The organism is Crenobacter caeni (genome assembly GCF_010435965.1).
Classification (GTDB): Bacteria; Pseudomonadota; Gammaproteobacteria; order Burkholderiales; family Chromobacteriaceae; genus Craterilacuibacter; species Craterilacuibacter caeni.
Genome location: NZ_JAAGAA010000014.1, coordinates 1 through 16,988 on the forward strand (window position 1 = coordinate 1; position 16,988 = coordinate 16,988).

Genomic DNA, 16,988 nt, shown 5'->3' on the forward strand with positions numbered 1-16,988 from the left:
ACAGGACCGTGAAACACCTTAGCGCCGATGATAGTGTGGCATTCGCCATGTGAAAGTAGGACACCGCCAGACGCCCCATCCGCAGACCCCCAGCTCAATGAGCTGGGGGTTTTGCTTTGCGCGCGGGAAATCCATAGCGTGCTTCTGCATTCCACTGCTTTCCAGTATCACCCACTTAAATAAACAAAGGGGCGTGTCCTGATGGACACGCCCCTTTGTTTTTGCCGAGCAAGCAGCCTGTTACAGCCCGAGCAGGCGCAGGGGCAGCGGATCTTCCTTGCCGCCGTAGAAGGCGGCGAGGGTGGCGGCAAACAGCGGCTCTTCCGGCACGGCGCGGCCGAACAGGGTGACGCACGAGCACAGCTTCAAGTCGTCCGGCCGTCCCAGGATGTCGCGGATGGCTTGGCTGCGGTGCGCGAGCAGGGCGCGCAGGCACTCGGCGAGCCTGGGGCCGAGCGTCGGGTGCGCCCAGTACGCACGCGCCTGGGCAAGATCCGCGAGCGCGTAGCGCTCGGCCATCGCGCTGTGGCCGAGGCCGTCCAGTTGAGGGAACACGAACCACATCCAGTGCGAACGCTTGCGAGCGGCGGCCAACTCGGCGAGTACCGCCGGGTAGACAGCATCCTGCGCCCGCACGAAGCGCGCAAGCCCCGCCTCGTCCATGTCAGGCGATCTTGGTGGGCGAGACCAGCACGCCGTCTTCGTCGGCGTACAGCCAGTGGCCGGGGGTGAAGTCGACGTCGGCGAAGCGTACGGCCAGCCCTTGCTGGCCTTCGCCGCGCTTGACCGACTTCTTGGGGTTGGTCGCCAGTGCGCGTACGCCAAGGTCGAGCGCGGCGATGGCGACCGAGTCGCGGATGCAGCCCCAGATCAGCACACCTTCCCAGCCGTTTTTCACCGCGAGTTCGGCGATCTGGTCGCCCATCAGCGCGCAGCGCAGCGAGCCGCCGCCGTCGACGACCAGCACCTTGCCCGCGCCCGGCGTGCCCAGCACTTCGCGCACCAGCGTGTTGTCCTCGAACAGCTTGAGCGTGACGATCTGCCCGCTAAAGCGCGCGCGGCCGCCGTAGCGCTGCAGCAGGGGGGTGGCGACGTTGACCTGGCCCTCGTGGGCGTCGTACAGGTCGGTGGTCAGGAATTCCATGGTTTTCTCCGTTTGCAGTTGTGGTGGATTTTTATTGGCGATGTCTCAATTAAAAGCAGGTGCTTGTTTGCTGGCGATGTGCGGTGCTTTTGCGTCAGCCACCCTTCCGCGTAGGCTCGCGCCGGCAGCAAAGGCGCTGGCGAGGTTTTAAGCTGGCCCTTGTTCGAGCGATTCGACGGTAGCGAATACCCCGCTGGGCGAATCAAAGATTCGCACGCATGGAGTTGGCCAGCGCCTCGCCAGCGTCTTTGTTGACGGGGAAGTCGCGAGCCTCCGGGGGCGTTTGGGTTGCAAGGGGCTTGTCGCTACAAGCCCCTTGCCCGTTCGTATTCCCTCGCGCCGCTACGCTTGCCGCGCTCGGTCAGCGCGGAAGCGGCACCCAAACACGTCCGCGTAGCGGACACAAAACCCGAGCACAATCTGACCCATTCGTGTGGGACATCGCCTTTTTATGGGTGCGATCAGAGCTTGAGCGCGCGCGCCCAGGTGCGGTAGACGCGGTCGGCCAGCGCGTTCGACGCGATCAGCTTGCTTTCGCTGTGCGCGAGCATCGCCTCGATCGCCTGCACGCCCGGGTGCTCGGCGTAGGGCGCGATCTCGTCGACGCATTCGCTCCAGTGCGAGAGCATCGCCTCGTCCATCTCCAGGTGGAACTGCATGCCCAGATGGATGCCGTGGCTGAACGCCTGGTGCGGGCAGTGTGCGCTGTCCAAGAGCAGCGTCGCACCGTCGGGTAGGGTGAAGTATTCGCTGTGCCAGTGCATCAGTTCGGTGCCGGTCGCGTCGCCGAACCACGGGTTGGCGGCGTCCGCCGCGCGTACCGGGTGCCAGCCGATTTCGGCGCCGTTCGGGTTGGCGCACACCGTGCCGCCGAGCACTTCGGCGAGCAGCTGGCCGCCCAGGCAGTGGCCGATCACCGGGATGTCCAGCGCGATCGCCTCGGCGATCAGCGCTTTCTCGTGTTCGACAAAGGGCAGGCGGTCGTTGGCGCTCATCGGCCCGCCGAGCACGACCATGCCGGCGTACTCTGCGATCGAAGCGGGTAGCGTCTCGCCCAGGTGGCCCTGGAACAGGTGGAGCTTGAGGTGGGCGCGCTCGGCGAAGCGCGCGAAGTAACCGGGCCCTTCGCCCGGGTAATGCTGGAAGACTGCGATGCCTTTCATGACGGGTCCCCTTTTTGCGCGAAAAAAATTGCGCGAAAAAAAGCCGCCTCTACGGGCGGCTTGGATTTACTGGATCTGCAGCGGAATGAACAGCGTGTTGTCCATCCGCCGCACCAAAAGCGCGATATTGCCGCGCGCGGCGTTCAGTTCGCGCTCGAACGATTTCACCGAGCCGACCTCGGTCTGGTTGACGCCGACGATCACGTCGCCGGTGGCGAGCCCCGAGCGGGCGGCGACGCCCGCAACCTTCTGCACCAGCAGGCCACCCTTGATGCCGAGCGTGCTCTTTTGCTCGGCGGTCAGCTCGCTGACGATCAGGCCGATCTTGTCGAAGTTGAACGACTGCGGCTCGCCGCCGTTGCCGCCCTTCTTGTCGGCAGGCGCCTCTTCATCCTGCTTGAGTTCGCCCAACTTGGCGATGACGACCTTTTCCTTGCCCTTGCGCCACAGTGTGAGCTTGACCTCGGTGTCCGGCTGCATCGCGCCGACCAGGATGGGCAGGTCACGCGAGCTCGCGATTTCCTTGTCGTTCAGCTTGAGCACGATGTCGCCGGTCTGCACGCCGGCCTTGGCGGCGGCGCCGTCGGGTTCCACGCGGACAACCAGCGCACCGTGCGGGCGGTCGAGGCCGAAGGAGGCGGCGAGTTCCTGTGTCAGCTCCTGGATGTGGATGCCCAACTGGCCGCGGCTAACCTTGCCCTTGCTCTTCAGTTGTTCGACGACATTCATCGCGATATCGATCGGGATCGCGAAGGAGATGCCCATGAAGCCGCCGGAGCGGCTGTAGATCTGCGAGTTGATGCCGACCACCTCGCCCTTCAGGTTGAAGAGCGGACCACCCGAATTGCCCGGGTTGATCGCGACGTCGGTCTGGATGAAGGGCACGTAGCTCTCGTCAGGCAGGCTGCGGCCCTTGGCCGAGACGATGCCGGCGGTCACGGTATTGTCGAAACCGAACGGCGCGCCGATCGCGGCGACCCATTCGCCGACCTTCAGCGCGGCCGGGTTGCCGATCTTGGCGGAGGACAGGCCCTGCGCGTCGACCTTGAGCACGGCGACGTCGGTACGCTTGTCGAGGCCGACCAGCTTGGCCTTCAGCTCGCGGCGGTCGGTCAGCGTGACCTTGATCTGGTCGCCACCGGAAACCACGTGCGCGTTGGTCAGGATGTAGCCGTCCTCGCTGATCACGAAGCCCGAGCCGAAGGACACGCCTTCGTCCGGCGGCGCGTCCTGTTGCTCGGGCGGCATGAAGCGGCGGAAGAAGTCGTAGAACGGGTCGTCTTCGGGGATGCCGGGCAGGCGCGAGGGCTGTGCGCTGCCAGGCCCGCCGCTGCTGCGCGTCGCCTGGATGTTGACGACGGCCGGGCCTTCCCGCTCGACGAGCATGGTGAAGTCGGGCAGCAGCATCTGTACGCTGCCGTCCGCCTTGGCCGGTACCGCCACCTTGGCGATCGGCTCTTCCCCCTTGATCCACTGGCTGACCCTGTCGCAGCCGGAGAGGGCGACGACGGCGAGGGCCAGCACAGCCATTTTGCGCAATTGCGTGTTCACTTTTACATTTCCAGTCTTGGCGGGCCGACGCAGGCGGGCGGGCCCGGCTTTGGCAGATGCTGCCTGCCACCGCCATTTTCAAGCAGCTTATTCAATCATACCGGCTTTGCCGGGTACTCGCAGAGATCCTGGATCGGGCAGCGCGCGCATTCGGGTTTGCGCGCCTTGCACACGTAGCGGCCGAGCAGGATCAGCCAGTGGTGGGCGTCCAGCCGGAATTCCGGCGGGGTCAGCCGGGTAAGCTTGTCCTCGACTTCGCGCACGTCCTTGCCCGGCGCGAGGCGGGTACGGTTGGCGACGCGGAAGATATGGGTGTCGACCGCGATGGTCGGCTGGCCGAAGGCGGTGTTGAGCACCACGTTGGCGGTCTTGCGGCCGACACCGGGCAAGGCCTCGAGCGCCTCGCGGGTCCGGGGCACCTCGCCGCCGTACTGTTCGACGAGGATGCGGCAGGTGGCGAGGGTGTTTTTCGCCTTGGTGCGGTAGAGGCCGATGGTCTGGATGGTTTCGGCGAGGCGTTCCTCGCCCAGCGCGAGCATCGCCTCGGGGGTGGGGGCCAGCGGGAACAGGCGGCGGGTCGCCTTGTTGACGCCGACGTCGGTCGCCTGTGCCGAGAGCAGCACGGCGATCAGCAGCTGGAACGGTGTGTCGTACAGAAGCTCGGTGGTCGGCGCCGGGTTGTCCTCGCGCAGCCGCTCGAAGATCGCGCGGCGCTTGGCTGCGTTCATCGCGCGCCCTCCGCCTCGGGTAGCAGCTGTGCGGCCGCTTGTTGCAGGGCCGCGCGGGTGCGCGCGCGCGCGTCCAGCCACTGCTTGCCGGCGACCATCAGACCCAGCCCGATGAAGGCGCCCGGCGGCAACAGCGCGAGCAGGTACTGGTAGTTCATCTGGGCCGGCACCAGGTGCAGCACCAGCGCTCGGCCGGCGTCGCCGAACACCAGTTCGGCGCCCGAGAACAGCGTGCCGCGGCCGATCAGTTCGCGCAGCGCGCCCAGCACGGCGAGCACCCCGGTGAGGCCCAGCCCCATCATCGCGCCGTCCAGTGCGGCCTCGGGCACGGTATTGCGCGAGGCGAACGCCTCGGCGCGCGCCATCACGATGCAATTGGTGGTGATCAGCGGGATGAAGATGCCGAGCACCGCGTACAGCCCGTGCATCCACGCGTTCATCGCCTGGTCGACGCAGGTGACCAGCGCGGCGATGATCATGATGAACACCGGGTTGCGGATCTCGTTCGGAATGAACTGGCGAAGTAGCGCGACCGAAGCGCCGGAGAGCGCGGTCACCAGCGTGGTGGCCAGCCCCAGCGAGACGCCGTTGATCACGCTGGTGCTGACCGCCAGCACCGGGCACAGCCCGAGCAGCTGGACGACGCCTGCGTTCTGCTTCCACAGGCCGTTATGGGCGATTTCCCGCCAGCGGGCGGTGGGCTTGGCGTCACTCATTTCTGCTCCTTCAGCCGGGCGGCGAGTTGGTCCGCGACGCCCACGGCCTGGCCGACCGCGCCGGTGACGGCGCGCGCCGAGATGGTCGCGCCGCTCACCGAGTCGATGTCGCCGCCGTCCTTCTTCACGCGCCAGCGGGTTTCCATGCCGCGGCCGGCCAGCTGGTCGGCCCAGTTGCTCTTGGCGCGGTCGATATAGTCGCCCAGGCCTGGCGTCTCCTTGTGCGCCACCACGCGCACGCCGCTGACGCGTCCGTCGGCGGTGACGCCGACCAGCAGGCGGATGCGGCCGCCGTAGCCGCGGCCGGTTTCGACCTCGAACACGCGGGCGACGAGTACGCCTTCCTTGCGGGCGACATGGGCGACGGCGCCGGGGGCGAGCCCGAGCGCGGCCGCCTCGGTGCCGGTCAGCGGGACAGTGTCGGCGACCAGATCGTTGTCGAAACTGCCCGCGGGCAGCGTCTGCGCGATCAGCGCGGCGCGCGCCGCGTTTTCGTTGGCCGCGATGCGCTCGCGGGTCGCGATGAAGCTCAGCGCGAGGATCAGCGTCGCGGCGAAGGTGAACGCGAGCAGGGTGAGTGCGCTCACGCGGGCCTGGGTGGCGGCTCGGCGGGTCATCGGCTCTTTTCCTTGCGCTTGCGGTTGGCCGCGCCGAACGACGGCGGGCGCGTGTAGCGGTCGATCAGCGGGGTGGCGATATTCATCAGCAGCACCGAGAACGCCGCCGCGTCCGGGTAGCCGCCGAACACGCGGATCACGTAGACCAGCACGCCGACGCCGGCGCCGAAGATCAGCCTGCCGCGCGCGCTGACCGGCGCGCTGACCGGGTCGGTCACGATGAAGAAGGCCGCGAGCATGGTCGCGCCGGCGGCCAGGTGGAAGGGCGCGCCGCTGTAGTACCACGGGTCGGCCAGGTGCATCAAAGCGGCGATCAGGCCCAGCGCACCGAGCATCGCCACCGGCGTGTGCCAGGCGATTACTTTTTGCTGCAGCAGGTAGAGGCCGCCGGCCACGTAGGCGAACGCGACCCACTCGCTGCCCGCGCCGCCGAAATGGCCGAACAGCGGGCTCGCCATCACTTGGGTCGCGGACATGTCCGGCGCGATATGCGTCTTCAGGTAGTCGAGCGGGGTCGCACTGCTGATGGCGTCGAGTGTCAGGTGCGCGGGCAGTTCGCGAGCGAAGATCCAGCCAAGCTGGTCGAGCGCGGACAGGGGGCCGTGCGGGATGCCCCAGGCCGCCATCTGTGCCGGGAAGGCGACGATCGCCATCGCGAAGCCGACCATCGCCGGGTTGAACGGGTTGTTGCCGAGCCCGCCGTATAACTGCTTGCCGAACACGATGGCGAAGGCGGTGGCGACCACGATCAGCCACCACACGCCCAGGGGCGGCATCGACAGCGCGAGCAGCCAGGCGGTGAGCAGGGCACTGCCGTCCTTCAGGAAGGGCGCCACCGGCACGGCGCGCGCGCGCAGCATCAGCGCCTCGGTGACGAGTGCGGTGACGCTGGCGAGCGCGAGCTGGACGAGCACGCCGACGCCGAACACCCATACGCTGGTGGCGATCGCCGGCAAGAGCGCGGCGAGCACCTTGAACATGACCGTCGACACCGTGGTCGGGCGGGCGAGGTAGGGCGCGTACATCATGGTTGCGGGTCTTGTCCTTTCTGGGCTTCGCGTTCGGCCTTCTTCGCTGCCGCACGGGCCATCGCCGCCTCGATCGCCGCGCGCTTGGCGTCGTCGATCGCGGGTTTGGGGGCTGGCGCGGGTGCCGCTTCGGCCTCGGCTGCTGCCGCGCCTTGCTGCTCGGCCTTCCTCGCCGCCGCACGGGCCATCGCCGCCTCGATCGCCGCGCGCTTGGCGTCGTCGATCGCAGGCTTGGGGGCGGACGCGGGCACTGCTTCGGCTTCGGAGGTCGCCGTGCTTTGCTGCTCGGCCTTCTTTGCCGCGGCACGCGCCATCGCCGCCTCGATGGCGGCGCGTTTGGTGTCGTCGATCGCGGGTTTGGGGGCGGGCGCGGGCACCGCTTCGGCTTCGGAGGTCGCCGTGCCTTGCTGCTCGGCCTTCTTCGCTGCCGCGCGGGCCATCGCCGCCTCGATGGCGGCGCGCTTGGCATCGTCCAGCGCAGGCTTGGGTGGGGTGCCGGCGTCTTGCTGTTCGGCCTTCTTCGCCGCGGCACGCGCCATCGCCGCTTTGATGGCGGCACGCTTGGCGTCCTCGGTCGGCGGCGCGACGTCCGCCTTGCGCTCGGCCGCCTTGGCCATCGCCGCGCGGATCGCGTCGGCCTTGGCCGCGTCGGGGGTTGCGGCCGGGGCAGGCGTTGCCGCGCGCGCGGCGAGCCGTTCCGCCTTCTCGGTCTTGTCGCGCTCGATACGGAACTGGCGGAACTCGTGGCGCGCACGCGCGCGGTCGGCGGCCTTCTTGTCGCGCTCGGCCGCCCAGATCTCGTCCTTGGCGAACTTGTAGAAGTCGACCAGCGGCAACTGGCTCGGGCACACGTAGCTGCACGCGCCGCATTCGATGCAGTCGAACAGGTTGGCTTCCTGCGCCGGGCCGAATTCGCGCGCCTTGGCGTGCCAGTAAAGCTCCATCGGTTGCAGCTGTGCCGGGCAGGCGTCGGCGCACGCGCCGCAGCGGATGCACGGCATCGCGGGCGGGCGTGGTGGCAGCAGCGTATCGCTCCTGGCGATCAGGCAGTTGACCGCCTTGCCCACGCCTGCCACGCGCGATTCAAGCGGAAAGCCCATCATCGGCCCGCCGACGATCACGCCGTCGCAGCGGGTATTGACGCCGGCCCACGCGAGCAGGTGCTCGACTGGCGTGCCCAGCAGCACCTCGGCGTTGCCGCAGCGTTCGAGCTCGCCGGTCAGCGTGACAATGCGGCTGATCACCGGCTCGCCGTCGACGATGGCGCGCTTGAGCGAGTAAAGGGTGCCGACGTTGAAGCACTGCACGCCAAAGTCGGTCGAGCGCATGCCGTGCGGCACTTCCTTGCCGGTCAGGATGCGGATCAGCTGCTTGGCGCCGCCGGACGGGTAGAGCGTCGGCACGCTGACCACCTCGATCGGGGTGCCTGCGCACGCGGCCGTAAGCGCTGCGATTGCCTCGGGCTTGTTGTCTTCGACGCCGATCAGCATCTCGCGCGCGCCGGTGAGCGTGCCGGCGATCCTGACGCCCTCGACGATCTCTTGCGCGCGCTCGCGCATCAGCCTGTCGTCGCAGCTGATGAAGGGTTCGCACTCGGCGCCGTTGACGATCAGGGTGTCGAGGTGGCTGACGCCGAGCTTGAGCGCGGTCGGGAATACTGCGCCGCCCTGGCCGACCACGCCCATGTCGCGCAGGAAGGCGCGCACCGTCTCGTTGTCGGCTTCCTGCCAGTTAGGCAGCGGCGTCTTTTCGATCCACGCGTCGAGCCCGTCGGTCTCGATGCTGATGCAGGTTTGCAGCAGGCCGGACGGATGGGCGACGTCGGCCTCACCCACCGCGACCACCCGCCCCGAAGTGGGCGCGTGCACGGCGGCGGACACGCGCCCGTCCGCGCAGGCGATCAGCTGGCCCTTGAGTACGGCCTCGCCCACAGCGACGCAGGGCTTGGCCGGCGCGCCCAGATGCTGCGACACCGGCACCACCAAGCGAGCGGGCAAGGGCGGCGACACGATCGGCGTGCCGTTGGAGAGTTCCTTGAATTCGGGCGGGTGGATGCCGCCGTGAAAGCGGTACAGCTGTCTCATGCCTTGATCGTCCTGATCGGGATCACCGGGTAGCGCCACTTCCAGGTCTCGACGCTGGTGCCTAGCGGCACCATGCGGATGCAGTCGACCGGGCAGGGCGCCAGGCACAGCTCGCAGCCGGTGCACTCGCTCTCGATCACCGTGTGCATCTGCTTGGCCGCGCCGACGATGGCGTCGACCGGGCAGGCCTGGATGCACAGCGTGCAGCCGATGCAGGTGGCTTCATCGATGCGCGCGACCGACTTGGGCTTGGGTTCGGCCGCGTCGCCGTCAAACGGCTTGAAGTCGACGCCGAGCAGCTCGGCGAGCTTGCGGATGCCGTCCTCGCCGCCGGGCGGGCACTGGTTGATGTCGGCCTCGCCGCTGGCGATCGCCTCGGCGTACGGCCGGCAGCCGGGGTGGCCGCACTGGCCGCACTGGGTCTGCGGCAGGATCGCGTCGATCTGGTCGACCAAGGGGTCGGCGTCGACCCGGAAGCGTACCGAGGCGAAGCCCAGGATGGCGCCCAGCAAGATGGCCAGCACGGCCATCACGCCAAGCGCGGTCAACAGGATGTTCATACGGTCGTGTTTCTCATTTGACGAGGCCGGCAAAGCCCATGAAGGCAAGGCTCATCAGCCCGGCGGTCACCAGCGCGATGGCCGGGCCGCGGAACGGCGCGGGGACGTCGGCACCTTCGAGGCGTTCGCGCATCGCGCCGAACAGCACCAGTACCAGAGAGAAGCCCAGCGCGCTGCCGAGGCCGAAGATTAGCGACTCGGCGAAGCCGTGCTGTGCCTGGGCGTTCAGTAGCGGAATGCCCAGCACCGCGCAGTTGGTGGTGATCAAGGGCAGGTAGATGCCGAGCACCTGGTAGAGCAGCGGGCTCGTCTTGTGGATCACCATCTCGGTGAACTGCACGATGGCGGCGATCACCACGATAAAGGACAGCGTGCGCAGGAATTCTAGGCCCAGCGTGACCAGCAGCGCGTTGATCAGGTAGCTGGTGCCGGAGGCGAGCGTCAGCACGAAGGCGGTGGCGATGCCCATGCCGATCGACGCCTCGAGCTTCTTGGAGACGCCCATGAACGGGCACAGCCCGAGCACGCGCACCAGCACCACGTTATTGACGAGGGCGGTGGCGACCAGGATGGGCAGGTAGTGGCTGAGGTCCATGGCGGCGCGGGTATTGCGAAAGGCGCAAATTATCCGGATTTCGAGCAATCGCTACAAGTTTTAGCGCGCGCGGCTTCCCCGATTGGGGCATGCCTGGGCTGTGAGGTGCAGCCGCGCCTGCATGCAAAAACGCAACAGCTTTCCGTCCCGGACACAAACCGCGCAGTGTGGTCCGTGCGCGTTTGATGACCCGACATGCGCGGCCAAGCGCAGCGGGAGCAACGCCTGGCGCATGCCGACGCCGCCGGCCTGATTCAGGCGCGGCGCACGCGCGAGATCAGCGTCACCGCGCCAAGCGCGAGCGCACCGGCGACCAGGCCGGTGAAGAGGTTGACGAAGGAGGGAACCAGCGCGCCGATGATGCCGGCCTGGTGCGCGGCCGCCAGGTGGTGCAGTGCGGGGATGCCGTGCACCAGGATGCCGCCGCCGACCAGGAACATCGCAACCGTACCGGCGACCGACAAGCCCTTCATCAGCCACGGGCAGGCGGCGAGCAGCGCCCGGCCGAAGCCTTGCGCCATGAGGCCGGGCCTTTGCATCAGCCACAGCCCCGCGTCGTCGAGCTTGACGATGGCGGCGACCAGCCCGTACACGCCGATGGTCATCACTACCGCGATGCCGGCGAGCACCGCGACCTGCTCCATGAAGGTCGCCGCCGCGACGGTGCCCAGCGCGATGGTCACGATTTCGGCCGACAGGATGAAGTCGGTGCGGATCGCGCCCTTCACCTTGTCCTTTTCCAGCGTGGCGAGGTCGACTTCCGGGTGCGCGAGCGCGGCGGCGAGTTCGGCCTCGTGCGCCGCGTCTTCCTTGCCGTGTAAGAACTTGTGCGCGAGCTTCTCGACGCCCTCGTAGCAGAGGAAGGCGCCGCCGGCCATCAGCAAGGGCACGATGGCCCACGGCGCGAACGCGCTGATCGCCAGCGCCGCCGGCACCAGGATCAGCTTGTTGACGAAGGAGCCCTTGGCGACCGCCCACACCACCGGCAGCTCGCGGCTGGCGTCGACGCCGGAGACCTGCTGCGCGTTGAGCGCGAGGTCGTCGCCGAGCACGCCGGCGGTCTTCTTGGCGGCGACCTTGGTCATCAGCGACACGTCGTCGAGCAAGGTGGCGATATCGTCGAGCAGGGCAAGCAGGCTGGATACCATCGTGGCGTTTCCCGGTGTTGAAAGGGGCATTCTAGCTTGCAGCCTGCTGTCGCCGCGCGTACACGGCGCAAGTGCGTTGCGCAAACGCAAAAAAAAACCGCCGGCGGTGCCGGCGGTCAGTGCCTCGTTGCAAAGGCGGTGGAATCAGACGCCCTGTTGCAGCTGGCTCAGGATGTGCGGGTTTTCCAGCGTCGAGACGTCCTGCGAAATCTCCTCGCCCTTGGCGATCGAGCGCAGCAGGCGGCGCATGATCTTGCCGGAGCGGGTCTTGGGCAGGTTCTCGCCGAAGCGGATGTCGTCCGGCTGCGCGATCTTGCCGATCTCGTGGGCGACCCAGCTCTTGAGCTCGGTGGCGATCTTCTTGGCGTCGTCGCCTTCCGGGCGGTTGCCCTTGAGTACCACGAAGGCGACCACGGCCTCGCCCTTGACGTCGTGCGGCTTGCCGACCACGGCGGCCTCGGCGACCAGCGGGTTGGCGACCAGCGCCGACTCGATCTCCATGGTGCCCAGGCGGTGGCCCGACACGTTCAGCACGTCGTCGATGCGGCCCATGATCCAGAAGTAGCCGTTCTCGTCGCGGTTGGCCGAGTCGCCTGCCAGGTAGTACTGGCCGTTGAACTCCTCGGGGAAGTAGGTCTTCTTGAAGCGGTCCGCGTCGCCCCAGATGGTGCGCACCAGCGACGGGAACGGCTTCTTGATCACCAGGAAGCCGCCGCGGCCCGGTTCGACCGGCGCGCCGGATTCGTCGACGATGTCGGCGATGATGCCCGGCAGGGGCAGGGTGCAAGAACCCGGCTTGGTCGCGACCGCGCCCGGCAGCGGGGCGATCATCGCCGAGCCGGTCTCGGTCTGCCACCAGGTGTCGACGATCGGGCAGCGGCCGCCGCCGACCACCTCGTAGTACCACATCCACGCTTCGGGGTTGATCGGCTCGCCCACCGTGCCCAACAGGCGCAGGCTGGAGAGGTCAAACTGCTTGGGCAGGTCGGCGCCCAGCTTGATCAGCGAGCGGATCGCGGTCGGCGCGGTATAGAAGGTGGTGACCTTGTGCTTCTCGATCATGCTCCAGAAGCGGCTGGCGTCCGGGTAGGTCGGCACGCCCTCGAAGATGACCTGTGTCGCGCCGTTGGCCAGCGGGCCGTAACAGACGTAGGAGTGGCCGGTGATCCAGCCCACGTCGGCGGTGCACCAGAATACGTCGTTCGGCTTGTAGTCGAATACCCAGCGGAAGCTGTTGGCCGCGCCCAGCAGGTAACCCGCGCTGCTGTGCTGGATGCCCTTGGGCTTGCCGGTCGAGCCGGAGGTGTAGAGGATGAACAGCGGATCTTCGGCGTTCATCCACTCCGGTTCGCAGTGCTCGCTCTGGCCTTCGGTCAGCTTGTGCCACCAGGTATCGCGGCCTTCTACCCAGTGCGCGCCGCCGTTGGTGCGCTGGTAGACGATGACGTTCTTGACCGAGTCGCAGCCCTCGAGTGCCAGTGCCTCGTCGACGGTGGCTTTCAGCGGGACGGTCTTGCCGCCGCGCAGGCCTTCGTTGGCGGTGATCACGGCGACGGCGCCGGCGTCCTGGATGCGGTCACGCACCGCGCCGGCGGAGAAGCCGCCGAACACCACCGAGTGGATCGCGCCGATGCGCGCGCACGCCTGCATGGCGACGATGGCTTCGACCACCATCGGCATGTAGATGACCACGCGGTCGCCTTTCTGGATGCCGAGGCTCTTCAGGCCGTTGGCGAACTGGCAGACGCGGTGGTAGAGCTCGGCGTAGGTCAGGCGGGTGACTTCGCCACCGTCCGCTTCGAAAATCAGCGCGATCTTGTTGGCGTTCAGCGGCAGGTGGCGGTCGATACAGTTGTACGAGACGTTCAGCACGCCGTCGTCGAACCACTTGAAGAACGGTGCGTTGCTGTCGTCGAACACGCGGGAGAACGGCTTTTTCCAGCTGATCATCTCGCGGGCGAGGTCGCCCCAGAACGACAGGTAGTGGTCGTCGGCCTCTTCACACAGCGTGTTGTAGGCCTCCATCCCCGACACCGTGGCCTTGCGACGGAATTCGTCGGACGGCGGGAAGCTGCGGGTTTCTTTCAGGATCGACTCGAGGGTGGACATGGGGTCTCCTTGTGGACTTGGTATTTTCAGGCCGCGCCCGCGAGGGGCGCGGCAATCTACAGCGTATTAGGGCTTAGTGCTTGGACGCACCGGCGGCGCCGATACCGGTCATCGCGCGGACAAACTGGGCGTCGAACTTCGCTTTTTCTTCCTGCGCCTGGCGCGAGCTGTCGGTAACCGAGAACAGCCAGGTGAAGAAGAAGGCCAGGGTCATCGAGAAGATCGCCGGGTTCTTGTACGGGAAGAGTGCAGTCTCATTCTTCAGTACGTCAACCCACACGGCCGGGCCGAGGATGATCAGCACCACCGCGGTCACCAGGCCGATCGCGCCGCCGAGCACGGCGCCGCGGGTGGTCAGGCCGCGCCAGAACATCGACAGGAACAGCACCGGGAAGTTGGCGGACGCTGCGATCGAGAACGCGAGGCCGACCATGAACGCGATGTTCTGCTTCTCGAACACGATGCCCAAGAGCATGGCGATCACGCCGAGCGCGAGGGTCGTGATCTTGGAGACGCGCATCTCGTCCGCTTCGTTGGCCTTGCCCTTCTTGATCACCGACGCGTAGATGTCGTGCGACACCGCCGAGGCGCCCGACAGGGTCAGGCCAGCCACCACTGCGAGGATGGTCGCGAACGCCACCGCCGAGATGAAGCCCAGGAACAGGTTGCCGCCGACCACTTCGGACAGGTGGATCGCCGCCATATTGTTGCCGCCGACCAGCTGGGTGACTTCCTTGCCGTTCTTCATCACGGTTTCCATCATGCCCGGCTGGTTGGTCAGCAGGAAGATCGCGCCGAAGCCGATGATGAAGGTCAGGATGTAGAAGTAGCCGATGAAACCGGTCGCGTAGAACACCGACTTGCGCGCTTCGCGGGCGTCGGACACGGTGAAGAAGCGCATCAGGATGTGCGGCAGGCCGGCGGTACCGAACATCAGCGCAAGGCCCAGTGACACGGCGTCGATCGGGTTGGCCACCAGGCCGCCCGGCTCCATGATCGCCATGCCCTTGTTGTGGGTGTCGACGGCCATCTCGAACATGTGGTTCAGGCTGAAACCGGCCTTGCCCAGCACCATGAAGGCGATGAACGAGGCGCCGGAGAGCAGCATGATCGCCTTGATGATCTGCACCCAGGTGGTCGCCAGCATGCCGCCGAACAGCACGTACATCACCATCAGGATGCCGACCAGCACCACCGCCGAGCCGTAGCTCATGCCGAACAAGAGCTGGATCAGCTTGCCGGCGCCGACCATCTGCGCGATCAGGTAGATCGCGACGACGACCAGGGTGCCGGTCGCGGCGAACATGCGTACCGGGGTCTGCGAGAGGCGGTAGGACGCCACGTCGGCGAAGGTGAACTTGCCGAGGTTGCGAAGGCGCTCCGCGACCAGGAACAGGATGATCGGCCAGCCGACCAGAAAGCCCATCGAGTAGATCAGGCCATCGTAGCCCTTCTCGTACACCATCGCCGAGATGCCGAGGAAGGACGCCGCGGACATGTAGTCACCGGCGATGGCGAGACCGTTCTGGAAGCCGGTGATGCCACCGCCGGCTGTGTAGAAGTCGGATGCCGACTTGGTCTTGCGCGCCGCCCAGTAAGTGATGAACAGGGTGGCGGCGACGAAGATGAAGAACATCACGATGGCCGAGATGTTCAGCGGCTGCTTCTCGACTTCGCCGGTCATGGCTTCGCCTGCCAGGGCAAGCGTCGGCAGCGCGGTCAGCAGGCCTGCGTACAGGGATGCGATACGGGATTTCATTTGCGGGCTTCCTCGACAATCTGCTGATTGAGGGCGTCAAACTCGCTGTTGGCCTTGCGGACATAGATGCCGGTCAGCAGGAAGGCGGAGACGATGATGAAAATGCCGATCGGGATGCCGATGGTGATCACCGAGCCCTGGGCGATCGGGGTGCCCAGACTGTGCGGGTTGAAGGCCAGTACCAGGATGAAGCCGTAGTAGATGGCCAGCATGACCAGCGATAGTTGCCAACCCAGACTGGTCTTCTTGCGGACCAGTTCTTTGAACTTGGGGTTGGACTGTACCTTGATGAGTACGTCCTCGTTCATGAGTTCCTCCTTGTTGTCGGACGCGAGGCGTGCGCCTGCGTAAGGCGGACTGTACGGAAGGGTTCGTGGCGGGGCTAATCGCTTTTTCTGATTGGGTGAATTTGTTAGACGAATGATGCGTCGCAATAACAAATCAAAAACAATGACTTGCAGTGGAGTTTGGACTCTATAGTCGGTATGCCAAATCGATTATCAATGTCCGAAATGATGGTGTTTCCGGGCAGGGCCGCCGCCCGCACTGCGGTTTCGGCGGGCTTTCTGGCGGGCTGCGGTGCCGTCGGTACTGCGTGGCGGCGCGGCTGACAGTCGGCGGCCGATCAGGGCGCGGCCTCGCTGCAGTCGTTGTGGGCGCTCACCGGGAAGGGGGTTGCAGGCGCGTGCCTCTCGGGAAAGGGCTGCATTCTGCCGAGAGGCCGCGCTTTGGTGTGACGCCTCGATGAATGGCCGGGCCGGATCGTGTGCCCAGCGGGATTTTGCATGGCGGCGGGCTTGCGGTCGTCGCGCGCGTCCTAGAAAATCCAATCGGAATACTTGGCGCCGTGTCCGGGTGCCTGACAAGCGTTTCAAGGGGAACCGATGGAAATTTACCAGTTGCGCACCTTCGTGACGGTCGCCCAGCAGGGGCACCTGACGCAGGCGGCCGAACTGTTGCACCTGTCGCAGCCGGCGGTCACCGCGCAGATCAAGGCGCTGGAAGAAGAGGTCGCCATGCCGCTGTTCGAGCGCAGCGCGGGTGGTGTCAGCCTGACCGTGGCCGGGCAGGAGCTGTTGCCGCAGGCGCAGGCCATCCTCGCCGCGTCGCGCGAGCTGCTCAACCACGCCAAGAGCCTGAAGGGCCAACTCACCGGCAAGGCGAATATCGGCATCACGCTGACGCCGGACACCCTGCGCATCGGGCCGTGGGTCGCGCGGCTGACCGAGCGCTACCCCTTGCTCGACTTGCGCCTGCACCACGGGGTGACCGGCGACGTGTTGAACCTGGTGCGCAAGAAGGAACTCGACTGCGGCTTTTACCTGGGCAAGAACCCGTACGTGAACGTCGCGACCCGGGTGCTGGGCAGCGTGCCGTTCCGCGTGGTGATGCCGAACGGCTGGCAGGACAGGGTGGCGCAGATGAGCCCGAAGGCGCTGGGCAAGCTGCCGTGGATCGGCCTGTCGCAGTTCTCCAGTCTGTCCAAGATCAGCAGCGAGTTGTGGCGGGAGCTGAATATCTCGCCGCGCAAGGTCACCGAATGCGACCACCTCTCGGCGGTCGAGGCGCTGGTGTGTGCGGGGATCGGCCTCGCGCTGATCCGTGAGGACCACGCGCTGGCCGCCGAGGCCGAGGGGCGCTTGCTGGTAGTGCCCGACATCCGCAAGGAGGCCGACCTGCTGTTTGTCTACCCGGCCGAGCGCGAGGGCGACCTGATCCTCGAGGCGCTGCTCGCCGAGCTGATGCCCGTGTGGGAGACGGCCGCCTGACGCGGCCGGGGAAGACC

16 protein-coding genes are annotated in these 16,988 nt (G+C 66.7%); 1 reads left to right on the forward strand and 15 read right to left on the reverse strand.

Annotated elements, in window-relative coordinates:
* Positions 1 to 240 precede the first annotated feature (240 nt).
* The 15 genes from GZH52_RS14095 to GZH52_RS14165 form a co-directional block, all read right to left on the reverse strand.
* On the reverse strand, positions 241 to 663 hold the full coding sequence (locus GZH52_RS14095) for a DUF1810 domain-containing protein (RefSeq protein ID WP_163317301.1): 423 nt from the start codon (positions 661 to 663) through the stop codon (positions 241 to 243).
* A gap of 1 nt (position 664) precedes the next feature.
* Positions 665 to 1,144 carry a ribonuclease E activity regulator RraA gene (rraA, locus tag GZH52_RS14100; RefSeq protein ID WP_163317303.1) on the reverse strand — a complete coding sequence of 160 codons (480 nt, stop codon included), beginning with the start codon at positions 1,142 to 1,144 and terminating at the stop codon, positions 665 to 667.
* Between the two features lie 461 nt (positions 1,145 to 1,605).
* Positions 1,606 to 2,307: a type 1 glutamine amidotransferase gene (locus GZH52_RS14105; protein WP_163317305.1), complete on the reverse strand. Its 702-nt coding sequence runs from the start codon at positions 2,305 to 2,307 to the stop codon at positions 1,606 to 1,608.
* Between the two features lie 66 nt (positions 2,308 to 2,373).
* The gene (locus GZH52_RS14110; protein WP_163317307.1) at positions 2,374 to 3,837 is read right to left on the reverse strand and encodes a DegQ family serine endoprotease; all 1,464 of its coding nucleotides are present in this window, start codon (positions 3,835 to 3,837) and stop codon (positions 2,374 to 2,376) included.
* A 116-nt stretch (positions 3,838 to 3,953) separates the two neighbouring features.
* On the reverse strand, positions 3,954 to 4,586 hold the full coding sequence (nth, locus tag GZH52_RS14115; protein ID WP_163317309.1) for an endonuclease III: 633 nt from the start codon (positions 4,584 to 4,586) through the stop codon (positions 3,954 to 3,956).
* Positions 4,583 to 5,302, reverse strand: a complete 720-nt coding sequence (locus GZH52_RS14120) for an electron transport complex subunit E (protein ID WP_163317311.1) — start codon at positions 5,300 to 5,302, stop codon at positions 4,583 to 4,585. Before GZH52_RS14120 ends, nth begins: the two co-directional genes overlap by 4 nt.
* Positions 5,299 to 5,919 carry an RnfABCDGE type electron transport complex subunit G gene (locus GZH52_RS14125; protein ID WP_163317313.1) on the reverse strand — a complete coding sequence of 207 codons (621 nt, stop codon included), beginning with the start codon at positions 5,917 to 5,919 and terminating at the stop codon, positions 5,299 to 5,301. Before GZH52_RS14125 ends, GZH52_RS14120 begins: the two co-directional genes overlap by 4 nt.
* The gene (locus GZH52_RS14130; RefSeq protein ID WP_163317315.1) at positions 5,916 to 6,947 is read right to left on the reverse strand and encodes an RnfABCDGE type electron transport complex subunit D; all 1,032 of its coding nucleotides are present in this window, start codon (positions 6,945 to 6,947) and stop codon (positions 5,916 to 5,918) included. The genes GZH52_RS14125 and GZH52_RS14130 overlap by 4 nt, the downstream gene beginning before the upstream one ends.
* Positions 6,944 to 9,031 carry an electron transport complex subunit RsxC gene (rsxC, locus tag GZH52_RS14135; RefSeq protein ID WP_163317317.1) on the reverse strand — a complete coding sequence of 696 codons (2,088 nt, stop codon included), beginning with the start codon at positions 9,029 to 9,031 and terminating at the stop codon, positions 6,944 to 6,946. Before rsxC ends, GZH52_RS14130 begins: the two co-directional genes overlap by 4 nt.
* Complete coding sequence (gene rsxB / locus GZH52_RS14140) at positions 9,028 to 9,591, reverse strand: electron transport complex subunit RsxB (RefSeq protein ID WP_203525773.1); 564 nt, start codon at positions 9,589 to 9,591, stop codon at positions 9,028 to 9,030. Before rsxB ends, rsxC begins: the two co-directional genes overlap by 4 nt.
* A gap of 13 nt (positions 9,592 to 9,604) precedes the next feature.
* A complete protein-coding gene (gene rsxA / locus GZH52_RS14145) occupies positions 9,605 to 10,186 on the reverse strand; it encodes an electron transport complex subunit RsxA (RefSeq protein ID WP_136551304.1) in 582 nt (193 codons plus the stop codon).
* Between the two features lie 254 nt (positions 10,187 to 10,440).
* The gene (locus GZH52_RS14150; protein WP_163317319.1) at positions 10,441 to 11,334 is read right to left on the reverse strand and encodes a DUF808 domain-containing protein; all 894 of its coding nucleotides are present in this window, start codon (positions 11,332 to 11,334) and stop codon (positions 10,441 to 10,443) included.
* 144 nt (positions 11,335 to 11,478) lie between these two features.
* Positions 11,479 to 13,443 carry an acetate--CoA ligase gene (gene acs, locus GZH52_RS14155; protein ID WP_163317321.1) on the reverse strand — a complete coding sequence of 655 codons (1,965 nt, stop codon included), beginning with the start codon at positions 13,441 to 13,443 and terminating at the stop codon, positions 11,479 to 11,481.
* 73 nt (positions 13,444 to 13,516) lie between these two features.
* Positions 13,517 to 15,202, reverse strand: a complete 1,686-nt coding sequence (locus GZH52_RS14160) for a cation acetate symporter (RefSeq protein ID WP_163317323.1) — start codon at positions 15,200 to 15,202, stop codon at positions 13,517 to 13,519.
* On the reverse strand, positions 15,199 to 15,510 hold the full coding sequence (locus GZH52_RS14165; protein WP_163317325.1) for a DUF485 domain-containing protein: 312 nt from the start codon (positions 15,508 to 15,510) through the stop codon (positions 15,199 to 15,201). The genes GZH52_RS14160 and GZH52_RS14165 overlap by 4 nt, the downstream gene beginning before the upstream one ends.
* A gap of 576 nt (positions 15,511 to 16,086) precedes the next feature.
* On the opposite strand from GZH52_RS14165, the gene GZH52_RS14170 reads away from it, so the two are divergent.
* On the forward strand, positions 16,087 to 16,971 hold the full coding sequence (locus tag GZH52_RS14170) for a LysR family transcriptional regulator (RefSeq protein ID WP_163317327.1): 885 nt from the start codon (positions 16,087 to 16,089) through the stop codon (positions 16,969 to 16,971).
* Positions 16,972 to 16,988: the final 17 nt, after the last annotated feature.